Below are 17,351 nucleotides of genomic sequence, written 5' to 3'. Positions count from 1 at the left end.
GTTTCCGATAGCACAAACATCCGGCTTTACTTCGCCGAGTCGTGCAAAAGGCGGGTTTTCACCCGCCTTTTTAATCGGTTCACTTCTGTTTGGGAAGCTCTACGACGATTTCATGTTCGCCGTCCGGCTTGATCGGCACGCCTTCTTCCGGCTTGCCAACCTTGCGACCGTTGAGCTTGACCACCTTGTCTTTAGCACCGGCCACGACCTTCACACGGTAGAGCGCTTCGCCGAAGCGAAGTTCCGCTTCATAGCCTTCCCATTCCGGTGGCAAGGCCGGATCGAGATGCAGGCGGTCGCCGCGTTTTGTAACGCCGAGGATGCCCTCCGTCGCAACGCGGTAGAACCAGCCAGCGGAGCCGGTGTACCAGGTCCAGCCGCCCTGTCCGCGACGCGGCTCGACGGAATAAATGTCGGCTGCGATCACATAAGGCTCGACGCGGTAGATATCCGGGTTGCGGCCATGGCTGACCGGGCTGATGAGCGAGAACAGACGCCATGCTTCAGCCGTCTTGCCCATGCGGGCGAGCGCCATGATGGCCCAGGTCGCGCCGTGCGTGTATTGGCCGCCATTTTCACGAACGCCCGGCGGATAGCCCTTGATATAGCCCGGCTCCTGAATGGTCCTGTCGAAAGGCGGCGTGAAGAGACGCAGCAATTCGCCTTCGTCATCCAGCAGGTATTTTTCGAGCGAAGCCATCGCCTGCTCGGCGCGCTTCGGATCGGCAACGCCGGACAGCACGCTCCACGATTGCGCGATGGCATCGATCTGGCATTCATCGCTGTCCTTCGAGCCAAGCGGCGCACCGTTGTCGTAGAAACCACGGCGATACCACTGGCCATCCCAACCATCGCGGTCGAGGGCTTCGGTCAGACTTTCCAGATGCGCTTTCCAGATATCGACGCGCTTCTTGTCCTTGCGTGCTTCGGCAATCGGGATGAACTTGCCGAGCGTATAGGCGAGGAACCAGCCAAGCCAAACGCTCTCGCCCTCCCCCTTCACGCCGACGAGATTCATGCCGTCGTTCCAGTCGCCGCCGAGGATCAGCGGCAGGCCGTGCTTGCCGGTTCGCTCGACAGCAAGATCGAGCGCCAAGGCGCAATGCTCATAGAGGCTTGCCGTCTGCTCAGAGATTTCCGGCTGATAGAAGGCATCGTGTTCGCCCTCCTCCAGCTTGCGCCCTTCGAGGAACGGCAGCTTTTCATCGAGGATCGAGCGGTCGCCCGTCGTCTCGACATAAAGCGAAGCGCCATAGCCGAGCCAAACAACATCGTCCGAGATCAGCGTGCGGACGCCCGCCCCGGTCGCTGGCAGCCACCAATGCTGGACATCGCCTTCCGGGAACTGGCGTGATGCCGCATTGAGTATCTGCGCGCGGGCAAGCGTCGGATCAATCAGAAGCAGCGACAGCGTGTCCTGCAACTGATCACGGAAGCCGAACGCACCACTTGCCTGATAGAAGGCAGCGCGGGCCCATATACGGCAGGCAATCGCCTGATAGGGCAGCCAGCCATTGACCAGAAGGTCGAAAGCAGGGTCTGGCGTTTTCACCTGAACGCGGTCGAACAGGCCTTCCCACTGCTGTCTGGCAGCAGCAAGCTTGTCACCGAACGACACCTTGCGGGTTTCGGCGATCAGCGCCTTCGCCTGTCTCTGATCGGCCGCATTGCCGAGCAGGAAGACGATCTCGCGTGCTTCACCCGGCCCCACTTCGATATCAAGAGCGAGCGCCGCACAGGGGTCGCGGCCTGCCTCAACCGTACCCGAAAGCGCCTTGCCAGCCAGCACGACTTCCGGCTTATCCACCGAACCGGTGGTGCCGATGAACTCGCTGCGGTCGGCAGTGACGGATTGCGGCTTTTCGGTTGCTGCAAAGAAAGCAATCTGCCCGGACTTGTCCGGATGATACGGATTGCCTGCAAAGAGTGCGCCCAATTCCTCGTCCTGCGAAGGTACAATGAAAGGCACGTTCTTGGAGCGGGCATTGCCCAGCACCCATTCCACATAGCCATAGACGCGCAGCTTGCGCTTGGAACGCCCGTTATTGGTGATCGTCAGACGAGACAGACGCACCGGCTTGTCCGCATCCACGATGTGGGTGAGTTCCAGTGCCAGTTCGCCATGCTGTGCCCCGAAGCTCGAATAGCCGTGGCCATGACGCGCTTCATAGGTCACGGCCTCATCGCGCAGCACGCTTGCCGTTGGCGCAAAGGTGCGGCCCGTTTCACGGTCGAGGATATAGATCGCCTCGCCCGGACGGTTCGTGACCGGATCGTTCGCCCATGGGGTGAGCTGATAATCGCGGCTGTTGCCTGCCCAGGTGAAGGCCGAACCTTCCGCCGAGACATGGAACCCGAAATTCGGATTGGCGATCACATTGATCCAGGGATGCGGCGTGTTGGTGCGATTGTTGATGCGCACCACATAGGAGCCATCCTCGGCAAAGCCGCCATAGCCGTTCCAGAAACGAAGATCGTCACCGGACGGAGCAGGACGGTTTACCACAGGCTTGACCACAGGACGGCGTTCTTCCGTCCCGCGTTCGATGGCGACAGGTGCAAGACCCGCAGCGCCGAGGCCCTGAGCGGACATCTGAGCCGAGGCCTGACCGCCAATGGCGGTCTTGGCGTCGCGCGCGGCCAGATCGACGGTGATTTCCTCGCTGCGACGCAGCTGCTCGGCCAGCGAGCCATTCTGCGCATGCATGACGATGCGCGCCGAGGCGAGCAGCGTGTTGTAGCTTTCGTCGCTCATCTGGTCGCGGCGCACCGCAAAGATGTGCGGCTGACCGCCGCCACGGGCACGGAAACCTTCCACAATCCAGTCGATGGCGCGCTGTGTATCCTGCGCATAGGAGAAGGCGCGCTCGTTAACCGCAACGACATCGACAGTGAGCCCCTTCGAGCGCCAGTATTCCTGCGCGCGCAGCACACCACGCAACACGTCGAGATCGGCTTCATTGTCGATGCGCAGCGCGAAGATCGGATAATCGCCGGAAATCGACATCGGCCACAGGTCGGACTGCTTGCCGAGGCCGCTGGCGATAGTCTCTGGTGGCTGGCGCAATGTCCGCTCCGGATAGAGCAGATAGGCGGCCACCTTCTGGTAATCGGCAGCTTCGGCAGGTTTGATGCCGATATGGTAGAGCTGCACCTGCGAACTGGTCCATGACAGGGAATATTCGCGGGCGAAGGTTTCCGGATGGCGATGAAGCGCCACGGCATGTTCCACCGCATCACGGCTACCGCCTGCGAAAGTCCAGAAAACGAGGCTCACCTTTTTATGCGCCGGAACGCGGACCCGTGTGCGCACCGAAGCGATCGGGTCGAGTACGCAACCCTGGCTGCCGGTAAACTTTGCACCCTGATCGAAGGCAGCCGCATCGCGCAGGCTGCGACCACGCCCGACAAAGGCACGGCGATCAGTTTCGACTTCCGTTTCGCGGATCGAGCCGGAAAGGTCCATCACGAAATGCGCGACGTGGATATCCGGATCGGATGGCGCGCGCTTGCGGCGCTTGGCATAGATGGTCGAACCGTTATCGGAGATTTCGGTTTCCACGAACATCTTGGCAAAGGCCGGATGGGCGGCATCGCTGTCGCTATCGGTCAGCACCAGTTCCGCATAGGAGGTGACCTCGATCATGCGATCACGGGCAGACGTGTTGATGATGTCGAGCCTGCGGCCTTCGCCGTCCGATTCCGACGACACGATCACTTCCATGACGGTTTTGATATCACCGGCGGTCTTGTAGAATTCCGCCTTGTCTTCGGTGAAGACCGTCTTGGTTTCCTCTTCGGGGTTGCGGACCGGCTCGCCGGTCGCCGACCACCAGTATCCGCTTTCCATGTCGCGCAGGAACAGGAACGTACCCTGAAGGTCTTCCGACGCATCGGCGTGGAAGCGGGTAATGTCCCAATTGTGCCAACGACTGTAGCCCGAGCCGTTTGCCGTCACCATCAGCGCATATTGCCCGTTCGACATCATATGCGTGGTACGCGGCGCCTTGAACGGCTTGTCGACAATCCGCATCGGCGCATCGTCGAAGCCGCCGGAATCCACGCGCATCGGATTTTCCGTCTTGGCGTAGATCATCGGGATTTCGCGTGGCGCCTTTTCCTGCAGGAGCAGTTCGGCAGCCTCGATCACCGGATCGGAGTGGAAGCGCTCCCGCATCCGGCCTTCAAAGATCACGTTGTTGACCGCGATGATCGCCATGCCGTGGTGGTGAGCGTAGTAGTTCTTCACCACAGCGCAGAGTTCGCCTTCGCGAACACGCGACGGCGTGAAGTCCACCGAATCGTGGAAGCCATAGCGCCCAAGAGCACCAAGCTTGGCGAGGCGCTTCAGGTTTGCGACAGCGGCGGCAGGCTGATACTGCGCGGCAAGCAGGCTCGCATAGGGTGCGATAACCGCATTGCGCGACAGGCCGCGCTGGAGGCCCAGATTGGGTACGCCGAAGTTGGAATACTGGTAGTTCATATGCGCGTCGCGCGCATTGAAGGCCGCTTCCGAAATACCCCATGGCAGGCCGCGCGAGGTCGCATAGTCGATCTGGCGCTGCACCACGAGCTTGTTGGTCTGGTCGAGAAGCGAACCGAGCGGCTCGGACATGACCAGCGGCGGCATCAGATATTCGAACATCGAGCCGGACCAGGAGAGCAGAGCACCCTTCCAGCCTACCGGCACCAGAAGACGGCCAAGCTTGAACCAATGTTCGACCGGTACGTCGCCCTTGGCGATGGCGAACAAGCTTGCCAGACGCGCTTCGGACGCCAGAAGATCGTAGCAGCTTTCGTCCAGTTCGTTTTCCTGCACGCGGAAACCGATGGAGAGAAGGCGGCGTTCTTTCCGTTCAAGGAAGCCGAACTGCATGTCGAATGCGAGCTGGCGCGAGCGGGTTGCGAGATCGCGCAGACGCTCACGCAGCGCATCCGTATCATGCTCGCCGATGGAATCCTCGGTATGCGCCTTGCAGGTATCTACGAGAATGCGCGCCCATTCCACGGCTTCAGCGCTCGCCGGTGTTTCGATTTCACCATCGAGTTCGTCCATCAGGCGAACGATGTCGGTTGCGAACAGCGACAGGTTGATGGTGCGGAAGGATGCCGTTTCCGGCTCGTCCTTGATGGACAGTACGGCACGGCGGAAATTGGCAATCCGCTCTTCCAGACGGCGGCGCAGCGGACGCAGAATCCGGCGATCGTCCGGGATTTTGGCGATGGTCTCTTCAAGGATGTCGTTGACATCAAGAATGCCATCAAGATCGCCCTGCATGTAGACGGACGGTGCTTCCGCCCATTCTTCCAGCGCAGACGACAGCGTGACCAGATGCCCGGCAAGATTGCCGCTATCGACTGCCGAGACATAAAGCGGGCGCATCGGCGTCAGCGTATTGGTCTCGTACCAGTTGTAGAGATGGCCCTGATACTTCTCCATCTTCTCAAGCGTATCGACAGTGGCCTGAACGCGATCCAGCGTTTCACCGAAGCCGATCCAGCCGAAATCGCGCGCGGCGACGACGGACAGGAGATAGACACCGATATTGGTCGGCGACGTGCGCTGCGCGACAATCGGCGCCGGGTCTTCCTGGAAGTTATCTGGCGGCAGATGATGGTTTTCGTCGTTTGCGAACTCGGCGAAGTAACGCCAGGTCCGGCGTGCATAGCGGCGCAGGTCCGACTTGTCGGAAGAAAGCACTTCCAGCGTGTCCTGCGGCTTTGCCGAACGGCTGACCAGCCAAGCAATCAGCGGCGAGGCAAACCAGATGACGGCAAACGGCGCTGCGATCATTGCCGCATGACTTTGGGCAGCAAGCGGGAAGAAGATCGCCAGACCCGCAATTGCTATGGCGGGCCACATGAGCTGGAAATAGTAAAGCAGTGTATCGGGCGAGGTTCTCGCCTGCGCTGCCGTGCGCCATTCCAGAAGATTGCGATGCGAAACGAACAGGCGATAGACGGTGCGCGCAATGGCATCCGCCATCAGGAACGCCGAATGCGCGATGAAGGTGGTGCGCAGCGCCACATCAGCCGTGCCGAGCGCGATGTCGGTCAGCACCGACTGCGCATGGCCTTTCAGCGAATAGTCCATGTTCGATGGAATAAGATTGGTGACAATGCCAAATGTCGGCGCGACGAACATGGAGAGAATGAGGAAGCCCTGCCAGACGGCAGCAGGCCCGATTGGCAACACGCTCCAGCCGACGACGGCTGCGATCAGCCACAGGATCGGATTGAGCGAACGGCGCAGATTGTCGACCATCTTCCAGCGCGTGATATGGCTGACGCCACGGCTCGCCGAAAACAGCCAGGGCAGAAGCTGCCAGTCGCCCCGCGCCCAGCGATGGTGACGCGATACGTCAACATTATAGCCGGTCGGATAATCCTCGACCACTTCGACGTCGCTGACCAGAGCCGCGCGGGCATAGCCGCCTTCGAGAAGGTCATGGCTGAGCAGCGTGTTTTCCGGCACGCGACCTTTCAGCGCTGCCTCGAAAGCATCGATGTCGTAAAGTCCCTTGCCGGTGAAGGTGCCTTCGCCAAGCAGGTCCTGATAGGTGTCGGAGACGGCGAAGACATAAGGGTCTATACCGCGATTGACCGAGAAGACACGCTGCAGGAACGATGCTTCGTCACCGGTGGTGAGCGAAGGCGTGACGCGCGGCTGAAGAATGCCGTAGCCACGCACGACCTTGCCTGTCTTGTCGTCGATGACAGGACGGTTCAGCGGATGGCTGAGCTTGCCGGCCAGATGCGTGACGGATTCCGGCGTCAGACGCGTGTCGGCGTCCAGCGTCATCACATATTTGATTTCCTTCGGCAGGCGTTCGTCCGGCGGGAAGAAACTCGTATCCTGATCGCCGCGCAGAAGCAGGTTCAGCTCGTGCAGCTTGCCGCGCTTGCGTTCCCAGCCCATCCAGCAATTCTGCTTCTCGTTGAAGAGGCGGCGGCGATGCATGAGGAAAAAGCGTGGCTGGTCGTCGCCGGTATAGTGCTCGTTGAGCTTGGCGATTTCCTCGCGGGCATATTCATAGATTTCCATGTCCGCAGGCGTGATTTCCTGCTTCGCATCGGTCCAGTCGCTGACCAGCGCGAAGTAGATTTCGCCACGCGGATTGGTGAGATAATGAACTTCGAGATTGCGGATCTGCTCATCGATGGAATCACGCGAGGTGATGAAGGTCGGCACTGCGACCAGCGTGCGCGCCTCCTCCGGCAAGCCTTCCTTATATTCGAAACCGATGAGCCGTGTCGGCTGGACGAACCACGGCACCAGCGCATTGAACAGCGAATAGGACGCGTCCATTGCCGGGAAGATCGCCAGAAGCGTGAACAGCGTGCGCAGATCGGTCGAAAGACCGGCGCGGATCATGCAGTAATTGACGAGCAGCAGAAGCAGGATCGTGAAGATCGCTGTCGGGATGAACAGGCCCCAGAGACCAAGACCGCGATAGAAGCGCAGCGCCTTGACACCCAACGGCGCGTGATAGCCGCAGACTTTTTCAAGTTCCTTGCGGCCCTCACCCGACAGGTAATAGGCGATTGCGCCCTTGCCCTCGGCTTCCGGATGACCCGCCTTTTCCGCGCGATGACCATCTTCGGCCAGCTTGAGAGCAGCCCAGGTGATGTCGATTTCGCTCATGTCCGAATAGCGGGCGAGCTTTTCAATGGTCACGCGATAGGCATTGCGGGAACGGAAATCCAGAAGTTCGAAATCGCTGTGGTCGCGCAGGATCGCATCAACCTCGTTGACGGTTTCAAACCAGGTTTCCCAGTCAACGTCATCGATGGATTTCAGGCTGCGGATGACGTTGCCCATCGTGACGCCGCCAGTGGACTGGCGGGCATGTTCCTCGACGATGGCGTCTTCCGGATTGCTGCCTTCCTGCTCCAGAATCCGTTCCAGCCAGCTTGCAGCAGCAGTGGTATCGGTCGAAGAGGAACGCAGGCGATAAAGAAGGTGGGTCGCGAAAGTGCTGTCGCGGGCGGCATCGGCATATTGCGCCAGAACCGAATCCAGTTCAGCGCCGTCAGCAGCGACCACGATGCGGTCGGCAGCCGTATTGGCCAGATTGCGCATGATGCGCGCGCGGTCGACGCGCAGCGCCAGACGGCGTGCATTCTCGATCAGGAAATAGCGCACCGCAGATGGCAGCGCCCACAATTCGCCGATCTTCAGCGGCTCCACAGTCTGGAAACCCTTGACGATGGCCGTCAGTGTCTTCAGCGAGAAATTGCTGTCCGTATGGGCGACATAAAGCCAGGCCAGCGCGAAAATGCGCGGCATGCCCTCATATTTTTCAACCGGCGCCTTGTAGAGCGGCAACTGGCGGATGAAGCGGCGCGGCAGGTCGCGGCGGGCCTGCTGCACGTTCTTGTCGATCTGGTAGTGATTGTCGAGCAGCCATTGCGCGGCTGGTGTTATTGTCTCGCCCGCGCGCGATGCGGCATCGGAGGCGCGATAGGCGTGCAGAATCAGCTTGCCGTTTTCGGACAGGCGCTGATCGAACGGAAAAGCAATATAACCCGGCAGCGGAATGTCTTCGCCGCGCGCCACGGCAGCGGCAAGCGCGCCAAGCTCTTCCTCGGTTTTGTACAAGGCCCGGATGGGGGATGGTTGTTCAGGCGGAATCCGGCCCGATGCATCGGGCTCGCTGGATTTAGGTTCCATCGAAGATTGCGGCATCGGCGATTTATTCTCGGTAGAGGTTGATTTGGAGAGCGAAGAAGACAATTCCGGCATCTGCCTTAACAGCCTTTCCGAAGGAAATGAGTTATCTGCGGCGGGTGGATACTGACATTATTCTGAATTTTCATTTCAAGGAAACGGCAGTATCCGTGATCGGTTCCCTGAATGTCGACCGCATTTGGCCAAAATGCGACAGCGCAATGTGCTGATCTTCAAACCGTTTGAATCGCAACGCACAATTCTTTCCGCCCATTAATGTTGCGTTATGGAACACCCCGTTTCCTGCAACCCTAACATATTGAAAATAAAAATAATACTACCGCAGGTAACGTGCTGGAAAATTTCAGCGCAGCAGGGTTGCGCCCCTCTCTGGAGAAAAGCCCGGCAAGCCCGCGGGAATCACCGCGCATCTGCCGGGCTTCGTCTTTCAATTCACCGGAAAGTGACGATCAGGAGACTGTTCCGGAACCGGCTTCGCTGGCCGGAAAAAGTTTCCAGTAACGCGGTCGGAATGCGATGCGACTCTTTTCCGCGGCAGGATGTTCGGCTGGAATTTCGATCTCCACCCGCTCGCGTGCGCCGCCTACTTCCAGTTCGACGCGCCGCTTGCCGCCGGAACGGCGGCTGGCCACCACCGTACCTGCGATACAGCCACCGCAACCATCCAGCAATTCGACATCGTGCGGGCGGAAGAAGAGCTGCGCATCACCATCCGCCACATCCTGGACCGTCAGGCCGATATTGCGATCCACCAGCCAGATTTCGCCTTTTTCGACCCGCACCGGAAGCGTGCTGGACTCGCCTATGAAGCCATAGACGCCGGGGGAATTCGGATTGTCATAGACTTCGTCGGGCGTGCCGACCTGCTCGATACGCCCCTGGCTCATCACCACCACGCGGTCGGCGAGCTCCAGCGCCTCATCCTGATCATGGGTCACGAAAACAGTCGTATGGCCGGTCTTGTCGTGAATCTCGCGCAGCCAGCGGCGCAGTTCCTTGCGCACCAGCGCATCAAGGGCGCCAAACGGCTCATCGAGAAGCAGGACCTTCGGTTCAATTGCCATGGCGCGGGCAAGCGCCACGCGCTGGCGCTGGCCGCCGGAAAGCTGCGCCGGGTAGCGCTTATCCAGTCCCTGCAACTGGACGAGATCGAGCAATTCCAGCGCGCGGCTGCGAATATCGTCACTCGACGGACGCGTCGCGCTTGGGCGCACCTTCAGACCAAAACCGATATTGTCTGCCACCGTCATATGGCGGAACAACGCATAATGCTGGAAGACGAAGCCGACATTGCGCTCCTGCACGCTCTTCTGCGAAGCGTCTTCGTCGCCGAAGAAGATGGTGCCTTCGGTCGGTGTTTCCAGCCCGGCAATCAGGCGCAAAAGCGTGGTCTTGCCCGAACCGGAAGGCCCCAGCAAAGCGATCAGCTCGCCGGAACGAATATCCAGCGAGACATTATGCAACGCCGGGAAGCGAGCGAACTCCTTACGCACACCGGCAACACGAACTTCCATTCCCAATCCTTCCGTCTGCCATAGCAGGACTATGCTTTATTTCTGCCGCCGCGCGGCCAATTGCTCGTTTAGATGTCAGTGCCCGTTTCCGCTGCCGGCCAGTTCATCGCCATAGCGCAGTTCCAGCGCCGTCTTGATGGCGAGTGTCAGCAGCGCCAGAAAAGCCAGTAGCGACGCCACCGCAAATGCACCGACAAAGTTATATTCGTTGTAGAGAATTTCCACATGCAGCGGCATCGTATTGGTGAGACCGCGAATATGTCCAGAGACAACGGAAACAGCGCCGAACTCGCCCATTGCACGGGCATTGCAGAGCAGCACGCCGTAAAGCAGCCCCCATTTGATATTGGGCAGCGTCACATAGCGGAACGTCTGCCAGCCATTGGCGCCGAGCGAAATGGCTGCCTCTTCATCGCCGGTTCCCTGTTCCTGCATCAGCGGGATCAGTTCGCGTGCGACGAACGGAAAGGTGACGAACACCGTCGCCAGCACGATGCCGGGAACGGCGAACAATATCTCGATGCCGTGCCGTGACAGCCAGGGGCCGAGCAGGCTGTGACTTGAGAAAAGCAGCACGAAAACAAGACCGGAAATGACCGGCGACACGGAAAAGGGCAGATCGATCAGCGTCGTCAGCAGTGCCTTGCCCTTGAACTCGAACTTCGCGATTGCCCAGGCTGCCGCAATGCCGAAGACCAGATTGAGCGGCACGGCAATGGCCGCCACCATGAGCGTGAGCCTTATCGCAGCCCAGGCATCCGGCTCGACCAGCGCTGCCAGATATTCGCCTGCTCCCTTGCGGAAGGCTTCAACGAAGACCGCAATAACCGGCAGAATGAGGAAGAGAGCCAGAAAAGCCAGCGCCAGAGCGATCAAAGTGATGCGCGTCGGCAGGCTTTCGGTGACAGCGCTTCGGCTGTTGCGGGGAGCGGCAGAGACAGGTTCATTCGCCATGACCATATTTCCTCCGTGTCCACGACTGGATGAGATTGATGAAAAGCAGCATTGCAAAGGAAAGCGCCAGCATCACCGTGGCAAGCGCGGTCGCCCCGGCATAATCATATTCCTCCAGCTTGATGACGATCAGAAGCGGCGCGATTTCCGAGACATAAGGCGTATTGCCCGCAATGAAGATGACCGAGCCATATTCACCGACGCCGCGTGCAAAGGCGAGCGCGAAGCCGGTCAGGATGGCGGGTTGCAGGCTCGGCAGCAGCACCCGCCAGATGGTCTGGAACCGGGATGCGCCAAGCGTTGCCGCCGCCTCTTCGACCTCGCGGCTGATCTCCTCCATGATCGGCTGGACCGTGCGCACCACGAACGGCAGACCGATGAAGATCAGCGCAATGATGATGCCCGCCCGCGAAAAGGCGATGCGAATCCCGAACGGAGCCAGCAGGCTGCCAATCCAGCCATTCGGCGCATAGATCGCGGCAAGCGCGATACCGGCCACTGCCGTCGGCAGAGCGAAGGGAATATCGACGATTGCATCGACGAAGCGGCGTCCCGGAAAGCGATAGCGCACCAGAACCCAGGCGAGGATGACGCCGAAGACCACATTGACCAGCGCCGCGATGAAGGCGGTGCCGAAGCTCGTTTCTAGCGCTTTCAATGTGCGCTCGTCGGTGACGAGGCGCCAGAAACCGGAAAACCCGACTTCGGTGGAACGCAGCACCAATGCCGCAAGCGGAATGAGAATGAGAAGGGTCAGATAGGCAACACTGAAGCCGAACGTCAGCCCGAAACCGGGAATGACGCTCGGCTTTCTGAAGTGCGACCCTGCTCTGGCCCGTGCAGGGAGCGAAGACATGCGTTGGTTTGTTCCCTCTTCAGTACTTACTGTTACTGATTGCGCTCGAACTCCGGATTATTTTCCCGGCTTGTAGAGCTGGTCGAACGTTCCTCCATCGCCAAAATGATAGGGCTGTGCCTTGGCCCATCCGCCGAAAATCGGATCATCGATCGTAATCAGCGTCAAGTCCGGAAACTTGCGCTGCTTGTCGGCAGGGATGATGTCAGGCTTCGACGGACGGTAGAAATGCTTGGCGGCAAGCGCCTGCCCTTCCGGCGAATACAGATATTCAAGGTAGGCCTGTGCCAGCTTGGTGGTGCCGTTTTCCTCGGCATTCTTGTCCACCACCGCGACCGGCGGTTCGGCCAGAATGGACTGCGGCGGAACGACGATGTCGAATGCATCCTCGCCAAATTCCGCGACCGAGAGATAGGCTTCGTTTTCCCAGGCGAGTAGCACATCGCCCAACTGGCGTTGCACGAAAGTGGTCGTCGAGCCGCGCGCGCCGGTGTCGAGCACCGGGACATGGCGGAACAGTTCGCCGATGTAATCCTTGATCTTCTGCTCGTCACCACCGTATTGCTTGTAAGCCCAAGCCCACGCGGCGAGATAGTTCCAGCGAGCACCGCCAGAAGTCTTCGGGTTCGGCGTAATGACCTCAACGCCGTCCTTCACCAGATCGCCCCAGTCCTTGATACCCTTGGGATTGCCCTTGCGCACAAGGAAGACGATGGTTGACGTATAGGGAGCCGAATTGTTGGGCAGACGCTTGCGCCAGTCCTTGTCGATCTTGCCCGAAAGCTCGGCAATGGCATCGATATCGCTTTCAAGCGCCAGCGTAACCACATCGGCCTTGATGCCGTCGATCACCGAGCGCGCCTGCTTGCCCGACCCGCCATGGGATGCGCGAATGGTGACAGTTTCGCCGGTTTCCGCCTTCCAGTGGGCGGCAAAAGCGGCGTTGTAATCCTTGTAGAGTTCACGCGTCGGATCGTAGGACACGTTCAGAAGCGTCTGATCGGCAAGGCTTGCCTGAACCGTTCCAGTCAGCGAAGCCGCAGCCACCAATGCTGCCAAAGTGAGTGAAAATCTCGATATCTTCATGACCGCCTCCATGGTTCATTGGTCAAGACAGTATCAGAGCTCTTTGAAGACAGGATGCCACAAGCCGGTCGTTATTTGAAACGACTTCGAAAAATCTACTCTCCCCTGTCGACCATTACGAAATATTTTTTCCGCCAGGCCTCATAAACCGCCCTTGGACGCAAAGTTCTGGAGCGCGTTTCGATCTGATTGAACCAGATCGGCGCTCTAACTGTTTGTTTTAACGCGCATCACATCCGAAAACCGTTTCGCACTTTTCGGGATGCGTTCTAAACGTACCCTGGTGCAGCCCAACAGGACCAATTACCCATGGAGGTGAGGCCCGGACTGGGGTTGCGGGGGGCAAGTATTCATCCGGGCCTCGGCCAGTCTGACGACCGGCAGGCTAACAACGGGCGAAACCTGTTTCGGTTGCAGGAAATATCGGCAGCCTGGTGATTATTTTTCACAGCCGTATTGCAACCAACTCATGTTCCATGATCGCTCTTGAACGATACCACCGAAGGGGTATTTTCCTGTATCGATTGGCTGACCAGAGGATTTTTCACATGGCATATGGCAAGCGTTACCTCGGTACCCTTTTCTTGATTGCAGCAGGCCCGGCGGTGCTGTTTGCACCGTCCGTTTCAGCGCAGGCTCAGGATGTGAACCCCATCGAGCGGGTCGATTATATCTGCGAACGCGGGGTCGTCGTGCCTGTCACCTATATCCGCAATGGCAGCGCGCCTGGATTTGCTGTCCTCGATGCCGAAGGCAAAATGATTGCGCTGCAATGGCACGACAGTCTCAAGAAATATGTCGCCATCGATGAACAGGACAGCTACCGCTGGAACGACAAGGACGGTCAGGCTGTGCTGAGCCATCTCGAAGCCGATCACACCGCCAAGGAAGTGACGCTGCTGTCAGCCTGCCGTTCGGACGACTCGGAAGAATAGAAATCCTGTCATGGGACGAGGTAATGCTTGTCCCACTGGTTCTGTGGCACTTCATCACCGATATCGTAACGGAACGAAACGATATTGATGTGATCCTCGTCCGTCTTGCAGACGAAGGACAACTTGTACCAGTGCTCGCGGCTGCGGAAGGCAGCGCCATCGGCCTTGATGGAATTCTTTTTGGTCACCGGATCGGAAAAAGCATAGGCCAGAACCTTGTCGACCGAAAATTTCTGTTCCTGCGTGATGCGTTCCATTGCTTCCACGTCGCAACGCTGCTCGAGACGGGTTGCCGGGTCGAGCTTCTCAAGCTGGGCCTTTTCAGAGGCATTCATCGCAAAAGACGGGGAAGCCGCCGCACAGACGAGGAAAAGGCTGGCAATAGCGGACGCAGGCAACAGAACGGACATGAATTTCATCGGACTTTCGGGAACTCCTCGGTACTCACATTATCGGCGGCGATAATAAGCATGATTTGCGGCAATGTACGGATCATCACCGGAAAGTTATCGAAGACCAACCGTAAAAACCGCCATCCCCAAAATTCGTCCCTGCTCATAGACTAATCGTCGCCGTTCGGGCTCAACCCTTCCACATAGGTGCGGTTGCGTCCTTCCTTCTTGGCAGCGTAGAGGACTTTGTCGGCCTTATCGACGGCTTGCCAGAAATCACCCTGCTCCGGCAGACGGACACAGCCGATGCTGCAAGTGACGCTGGTTTCCTTTGCGAGGCGCTGGAACCGGTGCCTCTCGATATTCTGCCGCACGCCCTCCATGAGCTGGAAGAGATTATCGGCATGCATGTCATCGACACAGATCACGAATTCCTCGCCGCCTGTACGCGCAATCAGTGGCCGTTCGCCGATGAGCTTGCGCAGGATTCCGGCGAATTCTTTCAGAACCGCATCGCCTGCTGCGTGACCATAGGCATCATTCAGCGCCTTGAAGTAATCGATATCGCAAACGGCAACCCAGCCCGGAACGCTCTTCTTCGCTTGTGAAAGCGCATTGTAGCGCATTTCCAGTCCGCGCCGGTTGAGAAGTCCCGTCAAGGGATCGCTGTCACGTTCATGCGATAGCTCACCGATACGATCGTAACCGGCAGCCGCCAGCAGGACGAAGCCGGTGATGACCGCTGCAATGGCAGTGGAAAACACCGTCCACTGCCAGAAGACGGTCATCGCGAAATCGTCGCCATCGACATCGCCAAGCAGGGAACGGGCAGTCAGAAGCGTGCGCGGCACAAATTGCAATGCCACCAGAACGAGCATGACCAGCAAAAGCTTGTCGACCAGCGGCCCCTTGAACAGCCGTCGTGCCTGCCATGCAAAAGAAAGGATCAGCGTCGCCATGCCCAGATTGAGCACATAGACCCGCGACAGAAGATTAGGTTCGATATAGCAGTAATACCAGACACCGCCGACGATGAGCGCGAAGCTCAATATGTAGAATGCAGATGTAAGCCGCAAGCCGCTCCTCTGCAGGATACCATAACCGCCGACCAGCGTGCCCCCGACATAAAATGCGGCGGAAAGCACCGTGTTCAGATTGTCGTTCGCAGGAAAATTGCCGAGCTGGACCAGCATTGCAAGGCCGATCAGCAGGAAACACGTGCCGCAGGACGCCAGAAACTTGCGGCCGCGATCGGAAAACCACGCCGAGAAAAAGGCGAGCGAGAACAGCAGCAGAACGGCGGGGAGTACGAACTTCATATAGTCAAACACTAAAATACAATTTCTGGGAGAAGTCTTATTGCGTCCTCTCAGGAAAATTACAATTGAGTAAATTGAAAAGCTTTCATGAACCTGCCATGCGTGCCCGGCAGGGCTGCAAGTCGGAGCGCTGCAACCCGCCGCGCTTTCGCTCTTGATTTCATCGGGCCGTCCGTGTTTGTAACCTGCGAACATTGCCGTGATATTGCGCTATCATATGCGCCACGCAGTCCCGTCGCGAAAGGAAGAGACATGAAGCCCGTTTTCCTGCAACTGCAGTGCTCCCCCGGCAAGACCTATGAAGTTGCCGATACGCTCTTTCAGCGCGAAATCGTCTCCGAACTTTATTCCACCAGCGGCGAGTTCGACCTTCTGGCCAAGATCTACATTGCCGAGGATCAGGATATCGGCAAGTTCATCAATGAGAATGTTCTCGACATCCCGAACATCATCCGCTCGCTGACGACACTGACTTTCACCGCCTTCTGATATCGCCTTCCACAACCGGTAAAGGTTTGATTCACCATTAACGAATTATCATGCCGGCGAAGGGAACCTCTGCTTGCGCTCGCGCATTTCTTGCGTGAAGGGCTTACCTCAAAAAGGGAGGCAGCGAGACAAGTGATGAACGATCTTGGACAGCGGCGGGTATTGGTGGTGGAAGACGAGATTTTCGTTGCCCTCGACGTCGCCGCGACTGTCGAGGACGCGAACGGAACCGTTCTCGGTCCGGTCGGCACCATCCGGCAAGCAATAGATATCATCAATCGCAATGAAGTCGACGCCGCTATTCTCGATGTAAACCTCGCCGATGGCGATGTGGAAGCCGTGCTGGACCGGTTGATGAGCCGCCACGTCTTCGTGGTCATTCACACCGGCGGCGGACTGCCTGCCCGCCTTGCAGCGCGTTATCCGGAAGTGCCCGTCTTCCAGAAGCCGGTCCCGCCATCCGTGCTGACACGCACGCTGGCCTCCGCGCTTGCTTCGCACATGGCCTGACGAGGCAGGATGCGGTCGACATTTCCCGATTTCGCAACCGTGCTGAAGGAAGTCGAGGCTGACACAGGCCAGGCGGGCGATATTCGCGGACCGCAATTCGGTTTTGCTTCTGCCGTCTTCTCCGCCGGCCTCGGCAATACGGTATCGGCACAGCACAAGCCAGACGATCTGGAAAACCTTTTCGACATCGAAAACCTGCCAGAGCCGGAAACCGGACCGGAACAGGAAAGGCAGGCGATAGAAGAGCGCATGCTGAAGCAGTCACCGGATGCGATCCGCCAGGAGCTGGAGCTTCGCCCCGGCCTGACACGATCCGAACTGCAGCGGCGCCGCCGCAGCTTTGCCGCCAGCAATCATCCAGACCGTCTGCCGGAAGAGTTTCGCCCCGCCGCAGAACAGCGGATGAAAACGGCAAATGCCCTGCTCGACACCGCTATGGCCAGCGCACCAGTTTAACGCCAAGCAACTTCCTTACGTTTTCAGCGCAAAATCTTTTGCCTTATAACAATATCGTGCTAGATTAGCTCGTCTGTGCCTGCGAAAGCTGTCGCACGCCGGAACCCTTTCCGTTGTCTGCAAGCCTGCAAACGGTCCCGCAGCTCTC

At 58.6% G+C, this 17,351-nt stretch carries 11 protein-coding genes; 4 read left to right on the top strand and 7 right to left on the bottom strand.

The genetic code is table 11. The annotated features are described in order from the left end of the window. Positions 1 to 79: 79 nt before the first annotated feature. The 5 genes from F9K94_RS12040 to F9K94_RS12020 all read right to left on the bottom strand — a co-directional run bounded on the left by F9K94_RS12040 (position 80) and on the right by F9K94_RS12020 (position 13,102). Entirely contained in the window at positions 80 to 8,746 is an 8,667-nt protein-coding gene (locus F9K94_RS12040) for a GH36-type glycosyl hydrolase domain-containing protein (protein ID WP_151645861.1), read from the bottom strand. Positions 8,747 to 9,141: 395 nt separating this feature from the next. Continuing rightward, entirely contained in the window at positions 9,142 to 10,206 is a 1,065-nt protein-coding gene (locus F9K94_RS12035) for a sulfate/molybdate ABC transporter ATP-binding protein (protein WP_061344798.1), read from the bottom strand. Between the two features lie 75 nt (positions 10,207 to 10,281). Then, positions 10,282 to 11,166 carry a sulfate ABC transporter permease subunit CysW gene (cysW, locus tag F9K94_RS12030; protein ID WP_151645859.1) on the bottom strand — a complete coding sequence of 295 codons (885 nt, stop codon included), beginning with the start codon at positions 11,164 to 11,166 and terminating at the stop codon, positions 10,282 to 10,284. Further along, positions 11,150 to 12,016, bottom strand: a complete 867-nt coding sequence (cysT, locus tag F9K94_RS12025; protein WP_010657957.1) for a sulfate ABC transporter permease subunit CysT — start codon at positions 12,014 to 12,016, stop codon at positions 11,150 to 11,152. Before cysT ends, cysW begins: the two co-directional genes overlap by 17 nt. A 57-nt stretch (positions 12,017 to 12,073) precedes the next feature. After that, positions 12,074 to 13,102: a sulfate ABC transporter substrate-binding protein gene (locus F9K94_RS12020; RefSeq protein WP_151645857.1), complete on the bottom strand. Its 1,029-nt coding sequence runs from the start codon at positions 13,100 to 13,102 to the stop codon at positions 12,074 to 12,076. A 548-nt stretch (positions 13,103 to 13,650) separates the two neighbouring features. On the opposite strand from F9K94_RS12020, the gene F9K94_RS12015 reads away from it, so the two are divergent. Continuing rightward, positions 13,651 to 14,037 (top strand): hypothetical protein, encoded by a 387-nt coding sequence (locus tag F9K94_RS12015; protein WP_151645855.1) that lies wholly within the window; start codon positions 13,651 to 13,653, stop codon positions 14,035 to 14,037. A gap of 8 nt (positions 14,038 to 14,045) precedes the next feature. Here the strand turns inward: F9K94_RS12015 and F9K94_RS12010 are convergent, their stop codons facing one another. After that, complete coding sequence (locus F9K94_RS12010; RefSeq protein WP_151645853.1) at positions 14,046 to 14,456, bottom strand: DUF930 domain-containing protein; 411 nt, start codon at positions 14,454 to 14,456, stop codon at positions 14,046 to 14,048. Between the two features lie 143 nt (positions 14,457 to 14,599). Then, positions 14,600 to 15,748 (bottom strand): GGDEF domain-containing protein, encoded by a 1,149-nt coding sequence (locus F9K94_RS12005; protein WP_061344794.1) that lies wholly within the window; start codon positions 15,746 to 15,748, stop codon positions 14,600 to 14,602. Positions 15,749 to 16,000: 252 nt separating this feature from the next. Here F9K94_RS12005 and F9K94_RS12000 point away from each other — a divergent pair, with 252 nt between their 5' ends. From F9K94_RS12000 to F9K94_RS11990, 3 genes are all read left to right on the top strand, one after another. Beyond that, a complete protein-coding gene (locus tag F9K94_RS12000) occupies positions 16,001 to 16,237 on the top strand; it encodes an Lrp/AsnC ligand binding domain-containing protein (protein WP_061344792.1) in 237 nt (78 codons plus the stop codon). 135 nt (positions 16,238 to 16,372) lie between these two features. Then, a complete protein-coding gene (locus tag F9K94_RS11995) occupies positions 16,373 to 16,747 on the top strand; it encodes a response regulator (protein WP_151645851.1) in 375 nt (124 codons plus the stop codon). Positions 16,748 to 16,756: 9 nt separating this feature from the next. Continuing rightward, entirely contained in the window at positions 16,757 to 17,203 is a 447-nt protein-coding gene (locus F9K94_RS11990) for a hypothetical protein (RefSeq protein ID WP_151645849.1), read from the top strand. Positions 17,204 to 17,351 lie beyond the last annotated feature (148 nt).

The sequence above is a fragment of the Brucella tritici genome (assembly GCF_008932285.1).
Classification (GTDB): domain Bacteria; phylum Pseudomonadota; class Alphaproteobacteria; order Rhizobiales; family Rhizobiaceae; genus Brucella; species Brucella tritici.
The sequence above is the reverse complement of the archived record's forward strand: the minus strand, read 5'-3'. Positions and strand labels throughout refer to the sequence as shown.